General features: G+C 73.2%; 24 protein-coding genes and 1 other RNA gene. 17 read left to right on the top strand and 8 right to left on the bottom strand.

Going from position 1 to position 23,891, the window contains the following annotated elements:
• A partial coding sequence (locus HGCM_RS15465; protein ID WP_019137726.1) for a S1C family serine protease occupies positions 1-1,170 on the top strand: 1,170 nt, incomplete at its 5' end.
• Positions 1,171-1,224: 54 nt separating this feature from the next.
• On the opposite strand, the gene HGCM_RS18950 is transcribed toward HGCM_RS15465, so the two are convergent.
• A complete protein-coding gene (locus HGCM_RS18950; RefSeq protein ID WP_147572903.1) occupies positions 1,225-2,250 on the bottom strand; it encodes a response regulator transcription factor in 1,026 nt (341 codons plus the stop codon).
• A gap of 190 nt (positions 2,251-2,440) precedes the next feature.
• Here HGCM_RS18950 and ssrA point away from each other — a divergent pair.
• Both ssrA and HGCM_RS20520 read left to right on the top strand, forming a co-directional pair.
• Positions 2,441-2,809: a transfer-messenger RNA gene (gene ssrA / locus HGCM_RS19170) on the top strand.
• Between the two features lie 465 nt (positions 2,810-3,274).
• Entirely contained in the window at positions 3,275-3,775 is a 501-nt protein-coding gene (locus HGCM_RS20520) for a PH domain-containing protein (RefSeq protein WP_026075524.1), read from the top strand.
• A 63-nt stretch (positions 3,776-3,838) separates the two neighbouring features.
• On the opposite strand, the gene HGCM_RS15445 is transcribed toward HGCM_RS20520, so the two are convergent.
• Both HGCM_RS15445 and HGCM_RS18535 read right to left on the bottom strand, forming a co-directional pair.
• Positions 3,839-4,576 carry a phosphotransferase gene (locus HGCM_RS15445; protein WP_019137722.1) on the bottom strand — a complete coding sequence of 246 codons (738 nt, stop codon included), beginning with the start codon at positions 4,574-4,576 and terminating at the stop codon, positions 3,839-3,841.
• A gap of 40 nt (positions 4,577-4,616) precedes the next feature.
• On the bottom strand, positions 4,617-5,084 hold the full coding sequence (locus HGCM_RS18535) for a MarR family winged helix-turn-helix transcriptional regulator (protein ID WP_019137721.1): 468 nt from the start codon (positions 5,082-5,084) through the stop codon (positions 4,617-4,619).
• A gap of 46 nt (positions 5,085-5,130) precedes the next feature.
• Between HGCM_RS18535 and HGCM_RS15435 the strand changes: the two genes are divergently transcribed.
• From HGCM_RS15435 to HGCM_RS15405, 7 genes are all read left to right on the top strand, one after another.
• On the top strand, positions 5,131-5,511 hold the full coding sequence (locus HGCM_RS15435) for a VOC family protein (RefSeq protein ID WP_019137720.1): 381 nt from the start codon (positions 5,131-5,133) through the stop codon (positions 5,509-5,511).
• Between the two features lie 132 nt (positions 5,512-5,643).
• The gene (locus HGCM_RS15430) at positions 5,644-6,540 is read left to right on the top strand and encodes an SDR family oxidoreductase (RefSeq protein ID WP_019137719.1); all 897 of its coding nucleotides are present in this window, start codon (positions 5,644-5,646) and stop codon (positions 6,538-6,540) included.
• Between the two features lie 208 nt (positions 6,541-6,748).
• Positions 6,749-6,910: a hypothetical protein gene (locus HGCM_RS19510; protein ID WP_019137718.1), complete on the top strand. Its 162-nt coding sequence runs from the start codon at positions 6,749-6,751 to the stop codon at positions 6,908-6,910.
• A gap of 42 nt (positions 6,911-6,952) precedes the next feature.
• Positions 6,953-8,269 (top strand): alkaline phosphatase, encoded by a 1,317-nt coding sequence (locus HGCM_RS15420; protein ID WP_051016096.1) that lies wholly within the window; start codon positions 6,953-6,955, stop codon positions 8,267-8,269.
• Positions 8,270-8,412: 143 nt separating this feature from the next.
• Entirely contained in the window at positions 8,413-8,745 is a 333-nt protein-coding gene (locus HGCM_RS18530) for an STAS domain-containing protein (RefSeq protein ID WP_019137716.1), read from the top strand.
• A complete protein-coding gene (locus tag HGCM_RS15410) occupies positions 8,745-9,890 on the top strand; it encodes a zinc-dependent alcohol dehydrogenase (protein ID WP_026075523.1) in 1,146 nt (381 codons plus the stop codon). Before HGCM_RS18530 ends, HGCM_RS15410 begins: the two co-directional genes overlap by 1 nt.
• Positions 9,891-9,903: 13 nt before the next feature.
• Positions 9,904-10,467: a hypothetical protein gene (locus HGCM_RS15405; protein WP_019137714.1), complete on the top strand. Its 564-nt coding sequence runs from the start codon at positions 9,904-9,906 to the stop codon at positions 10,465-10,467.
• Here HGCM_RS15405 and HGCM_RS15400 read toward each other — a convergent pair.
• On the bottom strand, positions 10,464-12,077 hold the full coding sequence (locus tag HGCM_RS15400; protein WP_019137713.1) for a RecQ family ATP-dependent DNA helicase: 1,614 nt from the start codon (positions 12,075-12,077) through the stop codon (positions 10,464-10,466). The two genes, HGCM_RS15405 and HGCM_RS15400, sit on opposite strands and share 4 nt — an antisense overlap.
• Positions 12,078-12,266: 189 nt before the next feature.
• Between HGCM_RS15400 and HGCM_RS15395 the strand changes: the two genes are divergently transcribed.
• Together HGCM_RS15395 and arfA are read left to right on the top strand one after the other, a co-directional pair.
• Entirely contained in the window at positions 12,267-12,770 is a 504-nt protein-coding gene (locus HGCM_RS15395) for a metallophosphoesterase family protein (RefSeq protein WP_019137712.1), read from the top strand.
• 73 nt (positions 12,771-12,843) lie between these two features.
• Positions 12,844-14,364: an arabinosylfuranosidase ArfA gene (arfA, locus tag HGCM_RS15390; protein WP_019137711.1), complete on the top strand. Its 1,521-nt coding sequence runs from the start codon at positions 12,844-12,846 to the stop codon at positions 14,362-14,364.
• A 69-nt stretch (positions 14,365-14,433) separates the two neighbouring features.
• On the opposite strand, the gene HGCM_RS15385 is transcribed toward arfA, so the two are convergent.
• Positions 14,434-14,637 carry a cold-shock protein gene (locus tag HGCM_RS15385; protein WP_026075522.1) on the bottom strand — a complete coding sequence of 68 codons (204 nt, stop codon included), beginning with the start codon at positions 14,635-14,637 and terminating at the stop codon, positions 14,434-14,436.
• Positions 14,638-15,376: 739 nt separating this feature from the next.
• Here HGCM_RS15385 and HGCM_RS15380 point away from each other — a divergent pair.
• Positions 15,377-16,834, top strand: coding sequence for an amino acid permease (locus HGCM_RS15380; protein ID WP_019137709.1), 1,458 nt, complete (start codon positions 15,377-15,379; stop codon positions 16,832-16,834).
• 70 nt (positions 16,835-16,904) lie between these two features.
• Here the strand turns inward: HGCM_RS15380 and HGCM_RS15375 are convergent, their stop codons facing one another.
• Positions 16,905-17,873, bottom strand: coding sequence for a DUF5692 family protein (locus HGCM_RS15375; RefSeq protein ID WP_019137708.1), 969 nt, complete (start codon positions 17,871-17,873; stop codon positions 16,905-16,907).
• 240 nt (positions 17,874-18,113) lie between these two features.
• Here HGCM_RS15375 and HGCM_RS15370 point away from each other — a divergent pair, with 240 nt between their 5' ends.
• The 3 genes from HGCM_RS15370 (at position 18,114) to HGCM_RS20315 (ending at position 20,588) form a co-directional block, all read left to right on the top strand.
• Complete coding sequence (locus HGCM_RS15370; RefSeq protein WP_019137707.1) at positions 18,114-18,743, top strand: TetR-like C-terminal domain-containing protein; 630 nt, start codon at positions 18,114-18,116, stop codon at positions 18,741-18,743.
• Positions 18,744-18,808: 65 nt separating this feature from the next.
• Positions 18,809-19,420 carry a hypothetical protein gene (locus tag HGCM_RS15365; protein ID WP_019137706.1) on the top strand — a complete coding sequence of 204 codons (612 nt, stop codon included), beginning with the start codon at positions 18,809-18,811 and terminating at the stop codon, positions 19,418-19,420.
• Positions 19,421-19,469: 49 nt separating this feature from the next.
• Entirely contained in the window at positions 19,470-20,588 is a 1,119-nt protein-coding gene (locus tag HGCM_RS20315; protein ID WP_019137705.1) for a nuclease-related domain-containing protein, read from the top strand.
• A gap of 21 nt (positions 20,589-20,609) precedes the next feature.
• Here the strand turns inward: HGCM_RS20315 and HGCM_RS18520 are convergent, their stop codons facing one another.
• Both HGCM_RS18520 and HGCM_RS20025 read right to left on the bottom strand, forming a co-directional pair.
• Positions 20,610-21,485, bottom strand: a complete 876-nt coding sequence (locus HGCM_RS18520; protein WP_246119467.1) for a PKD domain-containing protein — start codon at positions 21,483-21,485, stop codon at positions 20,610-20,612.
• On the bottom strand, positions 21,482-22,084 hold the full coding sequence (locus HGCM_RS20025; protein WP_019137703.1) for a DUF6318 family protein: 603 nt from the start codon (positions 22,082-22,084) through the stop codon (positions 21,482-21,484). The genes HGCM_RS18520 and HGCM_RS20025 overlap by 4 nt, the downstream gene beginning before the upstream one ends.
• 302 nt (positions 22,085-22,386) lie before the next feature.
• Here HGCM_RS20025 and HGCM_RS15345 point away from each other — a divergent pair.
• The coding region (locus HGCM_RS15345; RefSeq protein ID WP_019137702.1) for an MATE family efflux transporter at positions 22,387-23,891 on the top strand (1,505 nt) is incomplete at its 3' end.

Raw genomic sequence — 23,891 nt, 5'->3', positions numbered from 1 at the left:
GCCGCGCTCGTCGTGGGGCTCGTGGCCGGCGGCGCGACGGGCGCGGTCATCGCGGGCTCCGGCGCCGACGCGAGCGCGGGGACGACCGCGGCCGAGCCGGCGTCGGGCGCGACGGGCACGGAGCAGACGGACCCCGGCACGACGGTCCCGGACCAGGGCCAGGACGGCACGGTGCCGGACTTCGGCCCGGGCGGCCGCGGCGGGACCGCCCCCGGCGACGGCACGTCGGGCGGCTCGTCGCAGACGCAGGCGACCGCCGCGACGGCGGAGCAGCAGGTGGGCGTCGTGACGATCGACAGCACCCTCGGCTACCAGGACGGCGCGTCGGCGGGCACCGGGATGGTGCTGACGAGCGACGGCCTCGTCCTCACCAACAACCACGTGATCTCGGGCGCGACGAGCGTCGAGGTGACGGTGGAGTCGACCGGGAAGACCTACACGGCCACCGTCCTCGGTGCCGACCCGAGCGCGGACGTCGCGCTGCTGCAGCTCACGGGCGCCTCCGGGCTGCAGACGGTCACGCTGGACGACGACGGCGGCGTGCAGGCCGGCGACGAGGTGACCGCCGTCGGCAACGCGGAGGGCACGGGGGACCTCGTCGCCGCGACGGGCGACGTCACCGCGACCGACCAGTCGATGACCGCCGCGACGGGCACGGGCGACGCCGAGACGCTCGACGGCCTCATCCAGTTCTCGGCAGACGTCGTCTCGGGCGACTCGGGCGGCCCGGTGCTCGACGACGAGGGCGAGGTCGTGGGCATCACGACCGCCGCGTCGACGAACACCTCGATGACCGTCGCCTACGCGATCGAGATCCAGGACGCAGTCGCGATCGTGCATCAGATCGCCTCGGGCGAGGAGTCCGGCACGGTGCAGATCGGCCTGCCGGCGTTCCTCGGCGTGGCGCTCGCGGACTCGTCCGCGGCGACGGGCCAGAGCGGCGCGGTCGTCGGCGAGGTGCTCGACGGGACGCCCGCCGCGCGGGCCGGCCTGGCCGCCGGCGACGTGATCACCGCGGTCGACGGCACGGCGGTGCGCTCGTCCGACGACCTCTCGGCCGCTCTCGCGGCGCACGAGCCCGGCGACGAGGTCACGGTCACGTGGACCTCCGGGACCACGGGCGGCAGCGAGCAGGCGAGCGTGACGCTCGTGGAGGGTCCCGCCGCCTGACCCGCGTCGCGGCCGCGGCCCGGGCCCACCTCCTCGTGGGCCCGGGCGCGGCCGTCAGTGCGTGCGGCCGGTGGTGAGGGCGGAGACGGTGGCGGAGAACAGCTCGGTCGGGCGCGACGTGACGAGCGTGGCGCCCGCGTCCAGCGCGTCCTGCTGCCGGTCCTGCGCCCGCGCGCTGGTGTAGACGAAGACCGGCACGTCCTGGCCGGACGCGCGCAGCTCGCGCAGCAGCGTGAGGCCCGCGTCGGGGTCGAACTTGCCGCCCTCGCGCCGCCCCATGTCGGTGATGACGACGCCGTACTCGCGGCTCGCCGCCAGCGCGAGCGCCTCCTCGGTGGAGCGCGCGAGGTCGACGTGGACCTGCACCCGCTCCAGGGCGTCGACGAGCGAGGTGTTGTTCGACGGGTTGTCGTCCACCCACAGCACGGGCAGCAGGGCGGCCGCCGCCATCTCGCCGCGCTGCTTGACGGCCTTCTGCGCGGCGTCGCGCACGGCCTTGTCGGTCTCGCCGGTCGCGACGGAGCGCAGGTCGTCGGCGACCTCGTCCACCTTCGACGCCTCCGCCGCCGCCTGGTCGCTGCGCTCCAGGAAGATGCGCAGCCGCAGACGCGTCCACAGGTACGCCGCGCCGAACCCGACGCCGGCGCCGTAGACCACGGCGGAGACCATGAACGCGGAGGCGTTGGGCACCGCGAGGTCGGCGCCGAGGTAGTCGCCGACGTCGCGCGCCAGGCCGGGCACGCGGCCGAGCTGCACCAGGCCGGCGCCGACGAGCAGCTTGGTCAGCCAGTCGGAGATCTGCTCGAGGTTGGAGTTGGACGCGTACCGCTCGCTGGCCGCCGCCGAGAAGTCGGTCCGGGCGCGCGGCACCCCGAAGATCAGTCCGAGGATCGCGGCGACCGACGCGGTCGCGAGCATGACGAGCAGCCACCGGAACCCGTCCGCGGCCGAGCCCGGCCCCGGCGCCGCGACCGCGACGGCACCCACCGCGCCCACGACGAGGGCCGCGGCGACCGACCACCCGAGCTGCCGCGCCGACCGCTCCAGCGCCTCGTCGCGGCGGACCGCCGCAGGCGTCACCCGGACCATCCCGCCCCCCTGGTGCCGAAATGTCCGTTTCGACGCTACTCGCGGCACCCGCCGGCGGGGGAGAGGCCGGGCGGGTGGAATCCCCGGGACCGTCGCGGCGTTGCACGGTAGGCTGGGCAGTCGCCGGACCGGTGGTTCGCCGCTCGTCCTCGGACAGGCCCGGCGCTTGATAACTGCACATGGGGGTGATCGGTTTCGACGGTGATCGTCGAGCCAGGAGAAGCGGGTCGAGGATGCATGGTCATCTCGTCAACGCTCCATGCAACTCATAGGTGCCGATTCCAAGCGCACCGACTTCGCCCTCGCCGCCTGAGCGAGCCTCGAAGTCCGTCGGCCTAGACACGCTCTCGGTCTAGTTCCCGGCGTCATCTAGAGAGCCACTGCTGGTGACCATCGTCGGTGTGGTCACCGGGACTTCCAGCCGACTGGGCCTGTCCGCCTTCCTGTCCGTGGGAGTGGTGGGGGCCGAGAAACTCCATCACGGACTGCACCCGGAGAATCCCTGGTTCCACGTCATCGGACGCGGGTTCGATTCCCGCCACCTCCACCTCGGTGCCTTCGCGCAGCGCGCGGGGTACTTCCGTCGGTAACACGAGGCCCGTCCCTGCCGGGGGCGGGCCTCGTGTTGCTTCGATCCCCGCGCGGCGTTCCGAGCGACGTCCCGCTTTAACGCTATTTGCGTCCGCAGCGCTTTGTCGCTTACTGACGCGCGGCGCGGGTAGACCCGCTGGTCGTCATAGATGGTCTTGCCTACGCGGTGTTGAACGGCGGAGCCACCGTAGACCCATTGAGCGGGAGGGTCTGCGGCCGCAGCGGCTCATCGAGCCCCGTACTAGCGTTTCTTGCCACGGCGGGCTGAGTTCGATGGCGAGACGCACGGGCGTTCAGTACCTCCCGCCGCACTTCGCGACGTCGCGGCCGCAAGAGTTCGGAAGGCGCGGGCTACAGGTCTCTGGACATGGAGGCGCGCGAGCAGAAGGATGGAGCAGTCAAATCGCGCGTAGGGGGTATGGCTATGGCGAAGATCGACAAGCTCCTGGACCAGGCTCGAGAGCACCTTGAGGTCGGCGAGGAGGTGCTCGGCGCGGTCCAGGGCACCTACGAGACCAAGAAGATGGGCAACGATTGGACTCGCGCCGGGATTCTCATTGCCACGCAGACTCGCATTGTCTTCTATTCGAAGAAGCTGGGGGGGTACGACCTTGAGTCGTTCCCGTACGACAAGGTCAGCTCATACGAGCAGTCTAAGAGCATGATGGGCCATGTTGTCGGCTTCTTCGCCTCGGGCAATAAGGTCAACATGAAGTGGATATCCGACCTGGAGGCGCTCCAGACGTTCTCGAACGTGGTGCGCGATAAGATCCACGGCGTATCTTCGCCCGAAAGTTCCGCTCCCCCTAGTGCCGACACCGACGTGATGGAGCAAATTCGACAGTTGGGCGAATTGCACGGGGCTGGCATCCTGACAGACGAAGAGTTCAGCGCCAAGAAGGCGGAGCTTCTAGCGCGACTCTGACGGTCGTTCGGGCCGACGTGACATGCCAGAGCCTGCGGGAACGCAGGTATGAGCGCTGTCCTCTCAGGGCTGGGCGCGCAGGACGTCGACCTCGCAGCCGGGCGCGAAGGGGTCGAAGCCGTGCTCGACGAGCCAGCGGACGCCGACGAGGCACCGCCACGACCACCACGCGCGGATCCGGTCCTGGTCGACCTCCGAGCCGTACCCGTCCAGCACGTCGTCGAGCCGCTCCGCGTGACCCAGCGTCAGGAGCGCCAGGTCGAACGCGGCGTCGTCGCGGGCGGCCTCCGACCAGTCGATGATCCCGGCGACCGCGTCGTCGACGACGAACACGTGGTCGGCCTGGAGGTCGCCGTGGGCGAACACCGGCGGCGCGGGGCGCAGCGCGGTCTCGGCGAGCGCGCGGTTGTGCGCGACCAGGCCGGCGGGGAGCACGTCGTGCTCGACGAGCCACGCGCTCTCGCGCTCCAGCCGGCGGGCGCGCGCGTCGATGCCGGGTGCCATCCGGGTGGGCAGCGGTGCGTCGTGGAGCGTCCGGACGACGGCGCCGGCGGCTCGCCACGCGGCCGGCGAGGCCGTCGAGGGCTCGCCGACGCGGCCGAGCGGCGTGCCGCGGACGGCGGCCAGGGCGAGCACGTGCGGCCGGCGCCACAGGACCCGCGGCGTGGGAACGGGTGCGGCGGCGAGCGCCTCCACCTCCGCGTCGAGGCGCTCGTCGTCGCCGTCGACCTTGAGGAACACGTCGCCGACGCGCAGGGTCGTGCGCTCGTCGTGCGCGACGACGACCCGGACCTGCTCCACGGCGCCATTGTCGCGACGGGACGGGCTGGGGGTCGCGCGGTTATCCCCTCGCGACGGGCGCGTCCGCGCCGGGGTGCAGGAGGGCGTCGCGGCTGGCCGTCAGCGCCTCCCGCAGCCCGTCGCGCTGCGACGGGGTGAGGCCGGCGAGCATGCGGCTCGTCACCGTCGCGACGGCCGACTCGGCCCGTGCGAGCAACCGGCGGGCCGGCGGGGTGAGGTCGGCGGCGCGTTCCCGGCGAGGGCCGGGCTCCTGCGTGCGCTCGACGAGGCCCTGGCGCTCGAGCCCCTGCAGCAGCACGTTCATCGACTGGCGCGACACGAACGTGCGGCGCGCGAGCTCGGACGCGGTGATCCCGGGTTCCTCGTGGAGGGTGCTGAGGCAGGCGTACTGCGACACCGTCAGGCCGAGAGGGCGCAGCGCCTCGTCCATGCGCTGGTGGAGCGCCGCCTGCGTCGCCTTGAGGAGGATCCCCAGCTCCTTCGCGACGGCGTCGTCAATCTCACTCATGTCAACATCTTGACACACCGCGGATCCGCGATGTCAACTTGTTGACATGACAACCGACACCGCCGGCGCCGCCGGTCCCGACTTCGTCTCCTTCCAGGTCCGCGACCTCGCGGCCTCGGCGGACTTCTACGAGCGCCTCGTCGGCCTCACCCGCCTCCCCGCCCCGAACCCCCAGGCCGCGGTCTTCTCGCGCGGTGGGACCTCCTTCGCGGTCCGCGCTCCGCTCCCGGGCGTCGACCTCGACGCCGGCCCCCTCGGACTCGGGGTGGGGGTGTGGTTCCACGACCCCGACGCGGGCGCGCTGCACGCGCGGCTGGTCGAGCACGGGGTCACCGTGACCCAGGAGCCGGCCGAGGGTCCGTTCGGCACGACGTTCGCGTTCCGCGACCCCGACGGCTACGAGGTCACGATCCACTCCCGCGGCTGAGCGCGAACACCGGCCAGCCGATCTCCGTCCGCGCCGCACCTCCACGCGAACGGGTCGATAACGTTATCGTCGCCACCAGGACCGACGTCGCTCCGCGCGACCGGACGTCCGGCCGCCGCGAAGGAGACGACGATGACCTCCGACCAGCTCACGTTCGACAACCCGGTGGAGCGCCACGCCCACATCAAGCCGCACGCCTCGTGGCAGCCGCTGCCCGGGCTGGACGCCGAGCTCGACCCGAAGGCCGACCACGGCGAGACGAGCTACCGCGGCACCGGCCGCCTGCCGGGGCGCAAGGCGCTCATCACCGGGGGCGACTCGGGCATCGGTGCGGCGGTCGCCATCGCGTTCGCGCGGGAGGGCGCCGACGTCGCGCTGAGCTACCTCCCCGAGGAGCAGGTCGACGCCGAGGCGATCGCCGAGCTCGTGCGGGCCGAGGGCCGCACGGCGGTGCTGCTGCCGGGGGACATCCGCGACCGCGAGCACTGCCGCCGGCTCGTCGCCGACGCGGTCGAGGGGCTGGGAGGCCTGGACATCCTCGTCAACAACGCGGCGCACCAGGTGTACCACCGCAGCTTCGACGAGCTCGACGAGGCCGACCTCGAGCGGACGGTCAAGACGAACCTGACCGCGATGTTCTGGATCACCAGCGACGCGCTGCCCCACCTGCCGCCGGGCTCGACCATCATCAACAGCACCTCGGTGCAGGGGTACAACCCGTCGCCGATGATCATCAGCTACGCCTCGACCAAGTTCGCGATCATCGGCTTCACGAAGGCGCTCGCGGCGGACCTCGCGCCGCGCGGCATCCGCGTCAACGCCGTCGCGCCCGGCCCGGTGTGGACGCCGCTGCAGGTCACCGACGGCCAGCCGTCCGAGAAGCTCGACGGCTTCGGCGAGTCGTCGTGGCTCGGCCGGACGAGCCAGCCCGTCGAGCAGGCCCCGGCGTACGTCTTCCTCGCCTCGCCCGAGTCGAGCTTCGTCGTCGGCGAGGTCATCAACGTCAACGGCGGGGCGAACGTGCCCTGACCAGCGCCGGCGGGCCACCGCCTGCGCGACGGCGGGAGCGGGTCTACGGTCGAAGGCGCTGGAGCCCGCAGGCTCCGGCCGCGTGTCCCCGCGGCGTCGACGACGACGCCGGTGAGGGACGGAGTCGTGGCGGCGGACGCCTGCGTGGGCCGGGCCGTGGAGCACGCCGCGGCGGGAGCGGAGCACTCCAGCGCGAAGGGGGTGTCGCGTGAGCGCGACCGACGAGCCGCAGGACGGTGCCGACCCGTCGACGCCGCAGGGCCCGGGCGTGGAGCTCGGTGCCGGCGAGCCGACGACGTTCGAGCCCGAGGAGGACCCGGACGCCGTGGACGACGACGCGGTCGGGACGGAAGGCGAGCAGCAGGGGTGAGAACCCGGTGAACGAGGACGTTCGACGGAAGGGTGCAGGGGCATGCGGAGTCAGTCACGGACACGGTGGATCAGCGCGGGGGGCGTCGCGGTGCTCGCGAGCGCGCTCGCGACGGGCAGCGTCGCGATGGGCGACCGGCACGGAGGCAAGGACGCGGGCCACCACGGCAGCAGCAACAGCAAGGTCGCGAAGAACGTCGTGCTCATGGTGGGCGACGGACTGAGCATCGCGGCGCGGGACGCGATCCGGCTCGCGACGGTCGGCAAGGACGGCCGGCTCGCGATGGACCGCCTGCGGTACGCGGGCTGGACGTACACGGACTCGGAGGACCCGGACGAGGCCGTCACGGACTCGGCGGCGGCCGCGACCGCGCTCGCCACGGGGGTGCGCACCTACAACGGCGCGGTGTCGGTCGACGTCGACGGGCGCGCGCACACGACGCTGCTGCAGCACGCGAAGAAGCTGCGGAAGTCGACCGGGCTCGTCACCACGGCCCAGGTCACGGACGCGACGCCGGCCGCGTTCGGGTCGCACGTGCCGGACCGTGCGGACCAGAGCGAGATCGCGCGGCAGTTCCTCGACGTGACGAAGCCCGACGTGATCCTGGGCGGCGGCGAGGACTGGTGGTACCCGGCGGGGGACGAGGGTGCCTACCCCGACGACCCGGACGACCCGAGGCCCGAGGTCAGCCGCAGCACGAAGGGCAACCTCGTCGAGCGGGCCCGGTCGATGGGCTACCAGTACGTCACGAACGGCTCGCAGCTCGCGGCGGCTCGGGGCCACAAGCTGCTCGGGCTGTTCGCGAACGAGGAGATGTTCGAGCAGGCGCCCGAGGGGCAGGGCGACGAGTACGCGCCGGTGGTGCCGCTGGCCACGATGACGACGAAGGCTCTCGACGTGCTCGACGACGACCGCCAGGGGTTCTTCCTGCTCGTCGAGGAGGAGGGCATCGACGAGATGGAGCACGCCAACAACGCGACGCAGATGCTCGCCGCCGGGGAGGCGTTCGACGACACGGTGGCCGTGGTGCACGCCTACGCCAAGCGGCACCCCGGCACGCTCGTCGTCGTCGTGGGCGACCACGAGACCGGCGGTCTGGCCATCGAGAACGTCGACGCGGACGACGAGTCCGGCGACGAGGACAGCACCTCGGACGACGTGCTGCAGAGCCTCGAGGACGGTCCGTTCCCGATCGAGGGCAGCGACCTCGAGTTCACGATCGACTGGACGACGGGCTCGCACACGGGCGCGGCGACGCCGCTGACGGCCGAGGGGCCGGGCAGCGAGCGGCTCGCGCAGGCGCAGAAGAACACGCACGTGTTCGACGTCCTGCTGGCGTCGATGCGCGGCGGGCGCTGACCGCCAGGGGACCGGAGGACCGACGGGGCCCGCGAGCGCGGGCCCCGTCGGTCGCCCTGCCGGATCTTCCCGTTTCGCGCCGGTGTGAGAGGATCATCACATCGTTGAACCCCCAGCGGTGACCGACCCGCCAGGAGCTCGACGTGATCACCTTCCCCTCCTCGTCGCCCGACCGGACCGGCCGCGCCGTCCGGCTCGTCCGCAGCGACACCGAGCTGCACGTGGTCATCGCCGGCGAGATCGACGTCGGCACGCGTGCCGCCCTGGACGACGTCGTCCTCGCGGCGGCCGCGAGCGACCTGCCGGTGCACGTCGACTGCACGGGGGTCACCTACTGCGGCGCCGAGGGCGTGCGCGCGCTGATGCGCCTGCGCGACGTCTGCGGTCTGCGCGGCCTGGAGCTGAGCGCGTCCCGCTGCGTGCGGGACATGCTCACGCTGTGCGGGGTCGAGGTGCGGATGAGAGCGTGGTCGTGATGAGAGCGATGACCTACCGCGGGCCCTACAAGATCCGCGTCGACGAGAAGCCGATGCCCCGCATCGAGCACCCGAACGACGCGATCGTGCAGGTCACGACCGCCGCGATCTGCGGGTCGGACCTGCATCTGTACCACGGCCTCATGCCCGACACCCGGGTCGGGATGACGTTCGGGCACGAGTTCGTCGGGGTCGTGCACGAGGTGGGCCCGTCGGTCGAGCGGCTCTCGGTGGGCGACCGCGTGATGGTGCCGTTCAACATCTACTGCGGCAGCTGCTTCTTCTGCGCCCGCGGCCTGTTCTCCAACTGTCACAACGTCAACCCGAACGCCACCGCGGTCGGCGGCATCTACGGCTACTCCCACACGACCGGCGGGTACGACGGCGGCCAGGCGGAGTTCGTCCGGGTGCCGTTCGCGGACGTCGGCCCGGCCGTCGTGCCGGACTGGATGAGCGACGAGGACGCGGTGCTGTGCACCGACGCGCTCGCGACGGGCTACTTCGGCGCCCAGCTCGCCGACATCGTCGAGGGCGACGTCGTCGTCGTCCTGGGCGCCGGCCCGGTCGGGCTGTTCGCGGCGCGGTCGGCGTGGCTCATGGGCGCCGGGCGGGTCGTCGTCGTCGACCACCTCGAGGAGCGGCTCGAGAAGGCCCGCACGTTCGCGTTCGCCGAGACGGTGAACTTCACCGAGCACCGCGACGTCGTCGTCGAGCTCAAGCGCCTCACCGGGTGGCTCGGCGCCGACCGGGTGGTCGACGCCGTGGGCGCCGAGGCGGACGGCAACCTGCTGCAGCACGTGACGGCGGTGACGCTCAAGCTGCAGGGTGGCTCGCCCGTCGCGCTGAACTGGGCGATCGACTCCGTCCGCAAGGGCGGCACGATCTCCGTGATGGGCGCCTACGGCCCGATGTTCAGCGCCGTGAAGTTCGGCGACGCGATGAACAAGGGCCTCACCCTGCGCATGAACCAGGCGCCGGTGAAGCGCCAGTGGCCGCGCCTGTTCGAGCACATCCGCAGCGGGTACCTGACGCCGAGCGACATCGTCACGCACCGCTTCCCGCTCGAGCACATCGCGGAGGCGTACCACGTCTTCTCGCAGAAGCTCGACGGCTGCATCAAGCCGCTCATCGTCCCCGGCGACTGACGGGAGGACCGCCATGCCGTACACGCCGCAGAAGCCGCCGCTGCCCCGCACGTCCGAGGAGCTGCGCGCCCAGATCCCCGGCTGGGGGGCCGACCTCGACCGCGCCGACCGGCCGGCCTTCCCCCGGGAGGTGCCCGGCATCGAGACGGGTGCGCACTGGGAGCTGCCCGAGCAGCAGCCGGAGCTCGCGCCGCGCGAGCGCTCGATCGAGCACCCGCGGCTGCCTCCGGTGTTCGGCACGTCGGTGCCGCTCAAGGGCGCGTCCGGCGCGATCCGCGGGCTCGCGTACCGCCGGTTCAGCGAGGGGCGCGCCGCGCACTGGTTGCTGCTCCTGCTCGGCGACCGCGTCGACGCCGTCGAGAGCCACCTCGCGTCGTTCGCGACCACGCGACCGGACGACCCGCTGACCGAGTCGGGCGTGCTCGGGGAGATCGGGCACGGCCCGGTGCGCTCGCGCCGCGGCCGGGTCGACGTCCGGCACCAGGTGCTCGACCCCGTCGTCGTGACGGCCGGCTGGGTCGTCAGCGGGCTGGTGGCGTACCGGGTGCTCCGCTCGGTCGCGCGCCGGGCCCGTTAGCCCGCCGCCCGGTCCTCCAGCCGGAGCACCCCGGAGTCGAGCGCGATCTCGCGGTCGAGCGTCACGTAGCCCTGCTCGTCGAAGAGCACGGTGAGCCGGTCGGCCTCGACGACGCTCACGGTGCCGCCGCCCCACTCGTCGTGCCGGACCCGCCGCCCGACGCTCACGGAGGCGTCGGTCACCGCGAGGCTGGTGCCGGCGTCGCAGCTGTCGCAGTGGCCGCACCGCTGCGGGTGCGTCTCGCCGAGCAGCTCCAGCAGGACCCGGCGCCGGCAGTCGGTGGTGTCCGCGTACGAGCGGACCATCTCCGCCCGCGAGCGCTCGAGCCGCTCGCGCCGTTCGGCCCGCTCGCGCAGCGCCTGCAGCGCCGTGTCGCGTCCGAGATCGCCGGGTGCCCAGCCGTCCGCCGTGGTGACGGCGGCGCCCACGTCCCGCAGCGCCGCGAGCGTGCGCGAGGCGGTCCTCGCGGCGACGTGCCCGGCGCGCGCGACCTCGTCCCGCGTGGTGGCGCCGTCGCGCAGCGCGCCGAGCACGGCGTCGACCGTGGCCGGACGCGGTCCGCTGCGGGCCGCGAGGAACGCGTTGAGCCCGGACTCGCCAGGCAGGACGACCCCGACCGCGCGCGCCGGCTGCCCGTCGCGGCCCGCACGGCCGACCTCCTGGTAGTACGCGTCCAGCGAGGGCGGCAGACCGGCGTGGACGACGAGGCGCACGTCCGCGCGGTCCACGCCCATCCCGAACGCGCTCGTGGCGACCATGACGTCGGTGCGCCCGGCGAGGAAGTCGTCCTGCAGCCGGGTGCGCTCCCGGGCCGGGAGTCCGCCGTGGTAAGCCGCGCACGCCCGCCCGGCGTCGGTGAGCTGCGCGGCGAGCCGCTCGGCGTGCGCGTGGGTCCGGGCGTACACGAGCGTCGCGCCCTGCTCCTCGAGCGCGACGCGGACCGCCTCGTCGTCGCGGTCCCGCTCGGTCGGCCGGTGGTGCACGCCGAGCCAGATCTCGGGACGGTCGGCGTCGCGGACCAGCACCCGCGCGTCGCGCATGCCGAGGCGCTCGACCACCTCCGCACGCACGCGCGGCGACGCGGTGGCGGTCAGCGCGAGGAGCCGGGGCCCGCCGAGTGCGGCGACCGCGCCCTCGACCGCGAGGTAGTCGGGCCGGAAGTCGTCGCCCCACTCGCTGACGCAGTGCGCCTCGTCCACCACCACGAGCCCGACGTCCGCGTCGGCGAGCGCGTCGCGGACCTCCGTACGGGCGAGCTGCTCGGGGGCGAGCAGGAGCACGTCGAGCTCGCCGTCGGCGGCCCGGCGCAGCGCGGTGCGCCGACGCGCGGCCGGCACCAGGGAGCTCACCGACGCGGCCCGCAGGCCGGACTCCGTCAGCGCGCGGACCTGGTCCCGCTGCAGCGCCAGGAGCGGCGAGACGACGAGGGTGAGCCGGCCCGAGAGCAGGGTGGCGATCGCGTAGACCGCCGTCTTGCCGGCGCCGCTGCGGGCGACGAGCAGCGTGTCGTGCTCCTCCAGCCCGGCCAGCGCCTCGCTCTGGACGTCTCGCAGCGCCGCGTCGGGGCCGAGGACGCGCGCGACCGCCTCGTCGAGCGACGGGCGCGTCACTTCGGGCCCAGCGGGAGGGACAGGAAGGCGGTCATCGCGGCGGACCCCCGGTGCTCGCAGGCGTGGCCGTGGCTCGACCGGCCGTCAGGCTATGTCGCGCCCGGCGGCGGCGCCCGCGCAGCTGCGGGACCATCGTCGGGCACCGTGCGAGCACGACGACGAGCACGACGACGAGGACGAGGAGGCGCCGTGCGCCTGCTGCTGCTGGCCGACACCCACGTGCCGCGCCGCGCGCGCGACCTGCCCGCCGAGGTGTGGGATGCGGTCGACGCGGCCGACGTCGTGCTGCACGCGGGCGACTGGGTCGAGGAGGACCTGCTGGACCGCCTCGAGCAGCGCGCCGCGCGCCTGGTGGGCTGCTACGGCAACAACGACGGTCCGGCCCTGCGCGCGCGCCTCCCGCTGGTGGCGGAGGTCGAGCTCGACGGCCTGCGGGTCGCCGTGGTGCACGAGACGGGCGCGGCGCAGGGGCGCGAGGGGCGCTGCGACGCGGCGCACGGCGGGCACGACCTGCTCGTCTTCGGGCACAGCCACATCCCGTGGGACTCCACGACGCCCGGCGGGATGCGGCTGCTCAACCCCGGCTCGCCGACCGACCGGCGGCGACAGCCGCACGCGACGTACGTCACGGCGCAGGTGCGCGACGGCGCCCTGGACGCCGTCGAGCTGCACCGGCTGCCCCCGCGCACCTGAACCGCCGATACGATCGCGGCGCCCCCGACGACGGCGCCGCACCGCTGCGGCGCGAGCCCCTCCCAGGAGCGCGATGATCCCCGTCAGCCTGACCGTCGACCCGGCGTTCCGCATCGGTCCCGTGCGCCGCCGCACCTTCGGGTCGTTCGTCGAGCACCTGGGCCGGTGCGTCTACACCGGCATCCACGACCCCGAGCACCCGAGCGCGGACGCCGACGGCTTCCGCCGCGACGTCGTCGAGCTGACGCGCGAGCTCGGCGTCTCCACGGTGCGCTACCCGGGCGGCAACTTCGTGTCGGGGTACCGGTGGGAGGACGGGATCGGCCCGGTGGAGCAGCGTCCCCGGCGCCTGGACCTGGCCTGGCACTCGACCGAGCCGAACCTCGTCGGGGTCGACGAGTTCCTGCGGTGGGCCGCGCTCGCGGGCGTCGAGCCGATGATGGCGGTCAACCTCGGCACGCGAGGCGTGCAGGAGGCGCTCGACCTGCTCGAGTACTGCACGGTCCGCTCCGGCACGCGGTTGTCGGACCTGCGCCGGGCCCACGGCGCCGCCGAGCCGTACGACATCCGCATGTGGTGCCTCGGCAACGAGCTCGACGGGCCCTGGCAGCTCGGGCACAAGAGCGCGTACGAGTACGGGCGCCTCGCGGCGGAGACGGCCCGTGCCATGCGGATGATCCGGCCCGACCTCGAGCTGGTGGCGTGCGGCTCGTCGGGCTCCGGCATGCCGACGTTCGGCGAGTGGGAGCGCGTCGTGCTGGGGGAGGCCTACGAGCAGGTCGACCTCGTCTCCGCGCACGCCTACTACTGCGAGGAGGACGGCGACCTCGGGTCGTTCCTCGCGTCGGCGGTGGACATGGACCGGTTCGTCGAGTCCGTCGTCGCCACGGCCGACGCGGTCCGGGCGCAGAAGAAGGTCGCCAAGCGGGTGCACGTCTCGTTCGACGAGTGGAACGTCTGGTACGTCCACCGGGCGGAGTCCCGCCCGCCCAGCGGCGACGACTGGCCCGTGGCGCCCGTGCTGCTGGAGGACCGGTACCACGTCGCGGACGCCGTTGTCGTCGGGAGCCTGCTCATCAGCCTCCTGCGCCACACCGACCGCGTGCACGCCGCGTCGCTGGCGCAGCTCGTCAATGTCATCGCGCCGATCATGACCGAGCCGGGCGGCCGCGCCTGGCGGCAGACGACGTTCCACCCCTTCGCGCAGGCGTCGCGGTACGCCTCCGGCGACGTGCTGCAGGTGGCCATCGACGCGCCCACCTACGAGACGGCGAGGTTCGGCGACGTCCCGCTCGTCGACGCGGTCGCGACCCGCGACGAGGCGACGGGCGACGTCACGCTGTTCGCGGTGAACCGGTCGCAGGGCGAGCCGGCTCTGCTCGAGGTGGACGTCCGGTCGCTGCCCGGCCTGCGGGTGCGCGAGGCGACGACGTTCGCGAACCCGGACCACACGTGGCAGGCGACCGCGGACGACGACAGCAGCGTGCTGCCGCGGCCGAACGGCACAGCCGCGCTCGCGGACGGGCGCCTGCGGATCGAGGTGCCGCCCGTGTCCTGGAACGTCGTGCGGCTCGCCCCCGTCCCTGCCGGCTGAGAAAGGTCGAGGCCCGCTCCGTGACGGAGCGGGCCTCGGGCGCGGTGGGTCGGTGACGACCCGCCGGGATCAGAGCGGGCGGATGTTGGACGCCTGCGGGCCCTTGGGGCCCTGCGTGACGTCGAACTCCACGCTCTGGTTCTCCTCGAGGGAGCGGTAGCCCGACGTCGCGATCGCGCTGTAGTGCGCGAACACGTCGGCGGAGCCGTCGGAGGGGGCGATGAAGCCGAAGCCCTTCTCCGCGTTGAACCACTTCACCGTTCCGGTGGCCATGATGTCTTCTCTCGTTCGATGGACCTGGCCGCGACGGCGGCCGGGTTCGTCGCGCCGCAGGCGGCGCGGACGGGTGGGGGCGGCGCCCGTGGGGCGCCGGGGGGTGGTGGCGGTCGCGGCGCGGACGTGCAGCGCCACCGCGTCGGGCCAGCCGGGCGCGAGCCCGACCGGGCGGGAGAGGCGGTCGCTCACGCGGTAGCCGTCCGGCGTGCGGACGATGGTGCCGGCGTACTCGCCGTGGGTGGTGGCGGCCCACACGCCGTCGTCGGCGCGGCGCCAGACGGTGGCCCCGTGACGAGCCTCGTCGGGAGGCCCGGCCGGGTCGGTCGTCGGCCATGCGGACGGCGGTGCCGTCGTGGGTGCGGTCGCCGCCGAGGGCGGCAGGGGTGGACGTGTCAGGACGATCGGGATGATGGCTTCTCTCGCTGCGCCGTGCGCAGGTATCTGGGGCGGCAGCCTGGCTGCCTGGTCACGCGATCCAGCTTCGATGCTGGGGGACCGAAGTGCGCGGCGGGACGGAGCCCGCGACGTGAACGCACGAGCAGTCTACACGCCGGCGCGGGCCGGCCCGTCCGGGACCCCCGACCGTAGGACGAACGTCGGTGCTCGTCGGCCCGCGGGCGTGGGAGGCGACGCGTGGGACGTCCGAGGTGTGGGACGGCCTGCCTCCGCCGCGCGCGGCCGGTGGCCCCTTCCGACAGACTGGCGGGCGTTCTGCAGCGCCGAGCGGAGGTGGCCGATGAGCCTGCTGCGCACCAAGTCCATCGAGCGGTCGCTCGCGGACGCCGACGAGCCGGAGTACCAGCTCAAGCGGACGCTGAGCGCGCTCGACCTCGTCGTCTTCGGCGTCGGCGTCGTGATCGGCGCCGGCATCTTCACGCTCACGGGGCGCGCGGCGCACGACGTGGCCGGCCCGTCGATCGTCGTCAGTTTCGTCGTCGCGGCGGTGTGCTGCACGCTCGCGGCGCTCTGCTACGCGGAGTTCGCCTCGACCGTGCCCGTCTCCGGCTCGGCGTACACGTTCTCGTACGCCAGCCTCGGCGAGATCTTCGCGTGGATCATCGGCTGGGACCTTGTCCTGGAGATGTTCCTCGGTGCGAGCGTCGTCGCCCAGGGGTGGAGCGCCTACCTCGGGGTCCTGCTCGAGAACTTCGGCGTCACGATCCCGTCGGCGATCGCCTACGGCGGCGTGATCGACCTGCCGGCGGTCGTGCTCGTGCTGCTGCTCGGCGTCCTCATCACGCTGGGCATCAAGGAGTCGATGCGGGTCAACCTCGTGCTCGTCGCCCTCAAGCTCTTCATCGTGCTGTTCGTCATCATGGCGGGCATCCAGTTCATCAACCCGGCCAACTACTCGCCGTTCGTCCCGCCGGCCGCGGCGACGGAGCACACGACCGGCCTCACGCAGCCGCTGCTGCAGGCGCTGCTCGGCATCGAGCCGTCCGCGTTCGGCGTCGGCGGGATCTTCGCGGGTGCCGCGCTCGTGTTCTTCGCCTACATCGGATTCGACGTCGTCGCGACGACGGCCGAGGAGACCCGCAACCCGCAGCGCGACCTGCCCATCGGCATCATCGGGTCGCTCATCATCTGCACGGTCCTGTACTGCGCCGTCTCCGTCGTCGTCACCGGCATGGTCAGCTACGACAAGCTCGACCCCGCCGCCGCGCTCGCCAACGCCTTCGCGCAGCACGGCCAGGACTGGATGGCCACCGTCATCTCCGCGGGAGCGGTGGCCGGCCTCACGACCGTCGTCCTGACGCTCATGATCGGCGCCTCGCGCGTCATCTTCGCGATGTCGCGCGACCACCTGCTGCCGCCGCGGCTCGCCAAGGTGCACCCGACGTTCCGCACGCCGTGGGTCATCACCGCGGTCGTCACGGGCGTCGTGGCCGTCGTCGCGGGGCTCACGCCGGTCGGCGTGCTGGAGGAGATGGTGAACATCGGCACGCTGTCCGCGTTCCTGCTGGTGTCCATCGGCGTCATCGTCCTGCGTCGCACGCGTCCCGATCTGCCGCGGGCCTTCCGGGTGCCCTGGGTGCCGGTGCTGCCGATCCTCTCGGCCGTCATCTGCACCTACCTCATGATCAACCTGTCCGTGGAGACGTGGCTGCGCTTCCTCGTCTGGCTCGTCATCGGCTTCGCGATCTACTTCGCCTACTCGCGGCGCCACTCGCGCGTCGCGGCCGAGGTCGGCTGACCAGCACCTCTGGGACGACGACGAGGGCCCGGGCCGCCGCCGGTACGGTGCCCGGGCCCTCGTGCGTGCGTCAGCGGCCGGCGAGCGCGGGGGAGCGGTCGGCCGCAGGCTCCGCCCTGAGCGGGACGTTGGCCTCGAGCACCTCGCGGTACGGCCGCAGGTGCGTGAACAGCTCCTCGCGCAGCGGGTGACGGCGCCGCGTGACGATCACCCGCACCTGGTAGACGACGACGGCGACGTTGGCCGCGAGCGACAGCGCTGAGACGGTCATGAGCGCCGCCGGGTCGTGCGAGGAGTCGACCGAGAACATCGACGAGCTGACGAACGTCGGCACGGCCATCGTGAACATCATCCAGAGCGCGAGCGTGTGCGCGCGGTGCTGCAACCAGGCGCCCTTCTTGAGGAAGAACGCGGGGATCGTGCACGAGATCAGCAGCGCCGCGCCGGCGTAGAACGCGTGGTCGCCGACGCAGTTGTAGACGTAGGCGAAGTTCCACAGGTCGTACGCGACGATCCAGAACCAGAGCATGTCTGGCCAGACCATGTCCTTCGAGCGGTCGCGGGACACGATGATCCCCATCCAGCCGCAGATGGTGAGGATGTTGAGGATCCCCGCGACGCCGTTCATGACGTTCCACGCGCCGCCGACCATCATCACGCCGTCGTGCATCCCCTGCAGGCGCGAGACCTGGAAGTCGCGCACGACCGCCTCGGTGATGTTCAGCGCCAGGATCGCGGCGGGGAACATCAGCATCCAGCGGTTGCGCTGCAGGCGCGGGACGTAGCGCAGCGCCATGAAACCGAGGCAGCCCGCCAGCGCCGAGTACACCTTGACCCAGTGGAACCACGTGCCCGTCGAGGAGCCGGCGCCCGCCGTGTGCGGCCAGACGACGATGGTCAGGACGACCGGCAACGCGACGAAGAACGCCAGCCCCGCCCACTTCCAGCGGCGCGTCACCTCGTTCAGCGCGATGAGGGCGCCGAGGACGACGAACCACATCGCCCACGAGTACCAGGGGATCGAGTCGAACAGGAACATCGCCGCCTCCGGCCGAGCCGTGAGCCGGTCGGGGGTGCCGGCTCGCTGCTCGCGACGCTAGGAGGCGGTCCGCCCCGGCTGCGCTGGACACGTGGCGCCACCTGTCCAGACCGGCGTCCCCGCCGACGTCGCCGCCGACCCGTGCAGGGCCGTCGCCGGGACCTTGGACCCACCTCGTCGAGGCCCGGGCTGGCCGATCGTGGAGAGAGCGACCGGACCCGAAGGCGCAGGTGAGCACGCGTGGCCCCGCCCGACACCAAGCGTGCGCTCGGCGACGCCCTCAAGGCGCGCCTCGAGCAGGTGCCCCTGCGCCGCGTCACGGTCACCGAGCTCACCGACGCCTGCGGGCTTACCCGCAAGGCGTTCTACTACCACTTCCGCGACGTGCGCGACCTGGCGGTATGGGTCTTCAAGACCGAGGTGTCGGCCGTCGTCCTGTCGATCGCGCGGTATGACGAGTGGGCTGACGGGCTGCTGCGGATGATGCGGTACATGCAGACGCACCGGGAGTCGTGCTACGCGGTCGTCGACGACCTCACGCCGGGCGAGCTGCAGGCGTTCCTCTTCCGCGAGATGCGCCAGATGACGGAGGCGATCCTCGACGACGCCGGCGGTCGTGCCACGCTGCCCGCCGCCGACCGCGACTTCATCGTCGACTTCTACACACTCTCGGTCCTCGCCGTCGTGATGCAGTGGCTCGCCCGCGGGATGCGCGAGGACCCCTACCGGCTCGTCGGCGAGACCGAGTTCATCCTCCGAGGTGCGGTGGCCGGCTCGGTCGACCGCTTCGCCCGCCGCGCCGGCTCCCGCCGGCCGGCGGCCCCGGCGGCTCGGCCCCTCGTCGACGGTGTCGACGTCGCGGACCGCTGACCCGTCGCCTCGGGTCCCCCGGACGGAGCTAGCTTCCGGCGCCCCAGCGGCGCAAGCTCGCAGCTGTGCCCGAGCTCCGCCACGTCCGCCTCGTGCGGAGCGTGCTCACGGAGCAGGAGGAGGCCGAGGTGGGCGTCGTCGACGCGATGGCCGAGCAGCTGGCCCGGCACCTCGAGACGAGGCGCGACGAGATCGACCGTGTGCACGTCCACCGGGCGTCGAGCGCCGCCGTGCAGAGGGTGGTCGGGGAGCTCCTGCACGGCATCGGGTTCGACGAAGAGGTCGTCCTGACGCCCCAGGACGGCTTCGTCACCCGCGCGCGCCCCGACTTCGTGTACCCGCTCGGGGACGGGCGGGGGATCATCGCCGAGGTCGAGCGTGGCGGGACGACGACCAACAACCACGACCTCAAGGACTTCTGGAAGGTGCACGTCGCCCGCGACGCGCACCACCTGTTCCTCGTCGTGCCGACCGCGAACTGGAACGAGGCAGGGCTGCCGCGCGAGCGACCGTTCACGCGCGTCGCGCACCGCCTGGCGGCGTTCTTCGGCGACCCGCGGCGCGAGGTCGACGTGCTGAGCGCGCACCTGTTCGGATACGGGAGCGGCACGTCCGCGACGGTCCCCGGCGACGAGGTCCCGACGCCGCCCGTTGATGTGCCGCTCGAGGACGTGTGACCGCGCTCGCCTGATCGGATGGCGCCACGGCGGACTTCTCAAGGGTGCCGTGGGGTCGTCCGATGTCGTCGTCGTGATCGACGCGAGCGTGACGCGATGGCAGCGGTTCGGGAAGGACCGGCTCTACGTCACCGCGCCCGACGGGTCCCCTCTCGGGTGGCACGACCTCGCGACGGGCGCGACGCACTACGCGACCGCGGACGCCGCCCTCCTCGACGCGACCGTGGCGCGCTGGCGCGCCCAGCACGGCCACGTCGGGCGCAGCGAGCTCGTCGGGGTGGTGCCCTCGCCGGCGGCCTCACCCGAGGGGCGACGGACCGCGTCCTCGGCCGATGGACCGTCGACCCCCCGGCCGGAGCCGGCGGCCGACGAGGACCTCACGCTGCGACCGCCCGGTCAGTCGCTGGCGGACCGGCTCACGGAGCTCGACGCCCAGGCAGCCTCGGCGCAGGCCCCCGCGCGCTACTGGTGGGCCGAGCTGGACGAGCTGCGGGCGCAGGACCGGCTCGTCCGGGCGCAGTCGCCGCTGGGCGACCTCCTGCGAGGGCTCGTCGGACGGCGGCGGCCGGAGCGGCAGGAGCTGCGCGACCTCATGCGCGAGGCGAAGCAGGAGGCCCGTCGCCACGAGGCCGCCGCCGCGCCGACGGTGCGCGAGCTGGCCGCGGAGGCGGTCTCCTGGCAGCGCGGCCTCGACGGCGAGCTGGTCGTGGGCCAGCTGCTCGCAGAGGTCGTGCGGCGCGACCCTCGCTGGCGCGTGCTGCACTCGGTCCCCGTGGGGTCCCGCGGCGCGGACATCGACCACGTGCTTGTCGGCCCCGGCGGGGTCCTCACCCTGAAGACCAAGCACCACCCGAGCGCGCGCGTCTTCGTCGCGAACGACGCGGTCCTCGTCAACGGCACCCGCTACCCGTACGTGCGCAACGCGCGCCACGAGGCTCAGCGAGCAGAGCGCCTCCTGACGGCCGCGGTGGGCCGACGCGTGGTCGTCGAGGGCGTCGTCGTCGTGCGGGCCCAGGACCTCACCGTGCGGGCGCAGCCCGCCGACGTGCACGTGCTCGCCTCCCGACGGCTCGTCCGGTGGTTGCGCGCACGGCCCGAGGTTCTCGCCGCCGACGAGGTGGACGCCGTCTTCGCCGCCGCCCGGCGTGCGTCGACCTGGCGCGCCTGAGCAGCCTCCGGCAGCCGGTCGTCAGCAGCCGCGCGCGTCCGGCTGCTCGTCGCACGTGGCGCTCTCGAGGTGCGCACGACGCTCGACGACCTCGAACAGCGGTGTGGTGGCCGTCGTCGTCGCCGTGCCGTCGACCTCTCGCCACGGCCCGGCTCCCTCGACCCGGTAGCGGCCCGACCAGGTCACCGTCAGGGAGATGCGCTCCTCGCCGGCTCGCCGGTACACGTGGGCCACGTCCTTGGCGGGGTAGGGGCGGCCCGCGGACGTCGTCGTCCGGGTCGTGCCGTCGCCGAACGTCCACAGGTAGCGGGTCGGCCGCGCCTCCACGTCGAAGCGGTAGCCGAGCAGCTCGGTCTCGAAGGTGCGGACGGCGTCGTCCGAGTAGACGACGGTCGGCATGTTGACGAGGAGCTCGCGCCGGTCCGGCTGCATGTGCAGCTCGGGCGGGGCGACGACGAGCTCGCGGAACGCCTCGGCCGTGAGCTCCGGAGCGATGTCCGCCTCGCAGGCCCAGTCCGACAGCACGTACCACGGTCCCCACGCCGAGCCGGCGGTCGCGCGCGTGCGCCGGAGCAGCGGCTGCAGCCACGCGTCGCCGTCGTCGCAGGTCGGCAGGTCCTCGGGGTTGGGGAACGTGTCGCACGGGTCGACCGCCTGGTCGGAGCCGATCTCCGGCCGACCCAAGAGGCAGTACGCGGACCGTAGGTAGTCGGTGAGTCGCTTGCGCGGATCGGGCTCGCTGCTCGTATCGCGGTCCCGCTCTCGTTCGGCAACACGCGCGTCCGTGCGGATCACCTTCCCGCTGGCCTCGGCGTTGTGGCCGAAGTCGTCGTTCGCACCTGACGCCGGGGCGAACGCCAGCGCCGCTGCGAGCAGTGATGCGAGCGTGCGGATCACGGCGTCTTCGCCGGTGTTGCCTCGACCTCCAAGACCTCCCAGCTCTTGCCCCGCCATTGCAGCGCGGCCTGTACCGAGAACCGGCCGCCCTCGCTGGTGCCGACGAGGGCTCCCGCGCGGTCGCGAGTCTCGGACGGGTTTTGGGTGATCGTGGCCCGGATCGAGAAGTAGCCCTGATCGCCGATCGGGCGCGAGGAGAGCTTGTCGACCGTGATCGCATCACCGTGCACGACGTGGTCCGCGCTGCGGTTGGTCGCCACGTTCTTCCGGACGTTGGAGCAGAACGTGCAGTCGTCCGCGCTGATGGGCTCGAAGCCGCTGGCGTCGTTCGTGGCGAAGGCGTAGGTGTAGAGCTCGAAGACGTAGCGCATCATCGCGACGGCCCCGTCGACCGACTCGACCTGTGCCGGCAGCTCGGGCTCGGCCGGCGCCGTGGGCGTCGGGCTCGCCGACGGCGTCGGCGAGCCGCTGGGTGCCGAGGTGCTGCTCGCGCGTGGGACCGGGTCCGCCGGGCCGGTGCACGCCGCGATCGCGAGGAGCGCGGCGGCGGCCAGCGCCGCGACCGTGGTCGAACGTCGGTGTTCCCCCTGCGTCGGCACAGGCGTGAAGGTATCCAAACCGGACAGCGCGTGGTGCCGGTTCGGTCGATCCTGTGGACGGCGCGGCTCGCCCGGACGCGTCGCTCGACGCCGTGCCTTCTGCGGGTCACGCGCGAGGCAACAGGCGGGCCGTCGAGCGTCGTGCGCTCGCTGCCAGGTGACGCAGACGACACCACACGCGGCGGTTGCCCCGTAAAACCCTGCAGGTCACGGCCGATCGAATCGTTATGATCGACCGCGGCGCCCTGCCGGAAGGCCAGCGCCGTCCCCCCGCACCCCCTCGTCCTGGGAGCACTCTCGTCATGGCCAAGGTCCTCACGACCGGCCGCCCCTGGCGCGTCATCCTCGTCTTCGCGGTCCCGCTGCTCGTCGGCAACGTCGTCCAGCAGCTGTACCAGGTGACGGACGCGTTCATCGTCGGCCGCACGCTCGGCGTCGACGCCCTCGCGGCGGTCGGCTCCACCGGCAGCCTGCTGTTCCTGCTGCTCGGCTTCGCGTGGGGCATGACGTCCGGCTTCGCGATCCCGACCGCGCAGGCGTTCGGCGCCGGCGACGCGGCGGCGGTGCGCCGCTCCGTCGCGACCGGCGCTGTCCTGACGGCGGCCGCGAGCGTCGTCCTGACGGCCGTGGCCCTCCTCGCGACGGGCCCCGCGCTGACCCTGCTCCAGACGCCGCCGGAGCTGGTGCCCCAGGCGCGCACCTTCGCCACGGTGAGCTTCGCCGGTGCCGTCACGACGATGTTCTTCAACTTCCTCGCGGCGATCGTCCGCGCCATCGGCGACTCCCGCACGCCCCTGGTGTTCCTCGCCGTCTGCTGCGGCCTCAACATCGCCCTCGTCGTCGCGCTGGTCCGCGGGGCCGGACTCGGCGTCGGGGGTGCGGCCCTCGCGACGGTCGCCTCGCAGGCCGTCTCCGTCGCGCTGTGCCTGTGGTTCATCGCGCGCCGGGTGCCGGTGCTGCACGTGCGCCGGGCGGACCTGCGGGTCGCCCGCGAGGACGTCGTGCGCCACCTGCGGCTCGGCCTGCCGATGGGCTTCCAGGCCTCCATCATCGCGATCGGCGCGCTCGCGGTGCAGCTGCGCCTCAACGAGCTGGGCTCGGACGCGGTCGCCGCCTACACGACGGCGGCGCGCGTCGACGGCCTCGCCGTGGCGCTGCTCGCGTCGCTGGGGCTGGCGGTCTCGACGTTCGCGGCGCAGAACCTCGGCGGCGGGCGCCCGGACCGGATCCGCCGCGGGGTGACGCAGGGCGTCGTCATGGCCGTCGCGGGCGCGCTCGTGCTCGGCGTGGTCCTCGTGACGGCCGGCAGCCACATCGTCGGGCTGTTCGTCGGCCCGGGGGAGGAGCGGGTCGTCGCGATGGCGGCGCAGTTCCTCACCGTGAACGGTGCGCTCTACTCGGTGCTCGGCGTGCTGTTCGTGCTGCGCGGCGCGCTCCAAGGGCTGGGCCACGCAGCGGTGCCCACGGTCTCCGGCGTCATCGAGCTCGTCATGCGCGTCGGCGCCGCGCTCGTCCTCGGCGCGGCCTTCGGCTACGCCGGCGTCGTGTGGGGCAACCCGCTCGCGTGGATCGGTGCCGTGCTGCTGCTCGTGCCGTCCTACGTGCGGGCCCACCGCGCGCTCGGCGCGCAGCCCGCCGCCGTGCGCGCCCAGCCGTCGCTCGTCGACGAGCTCGTCGAGGGCCCGGCGGAGGGGTCGATGGTCGTCGAGGCCGTCGTGCCGCAGCCGCGCGCACACGCGCAGGACGAGCCCACGCGCGCGACGGCGACGCGGACGCGGCTGCGGCGCACCGTCGCGTCCACGCGCCG

The organism is Cellulomonas massiliensis JC225, assembly GCF_000312005.1.
GTDB lineage: Bacteria > Actinomycetota > Actinomycetes > Actinomycetales > Cellulomonadaceae > Cellulomonas > Cellulomonas massiliensis.
The sequence above is the reverse complement of the archived record's forward strand: the minus strand, read 5'-3'. Positions and strand labels throughout refer to the sequence as shown.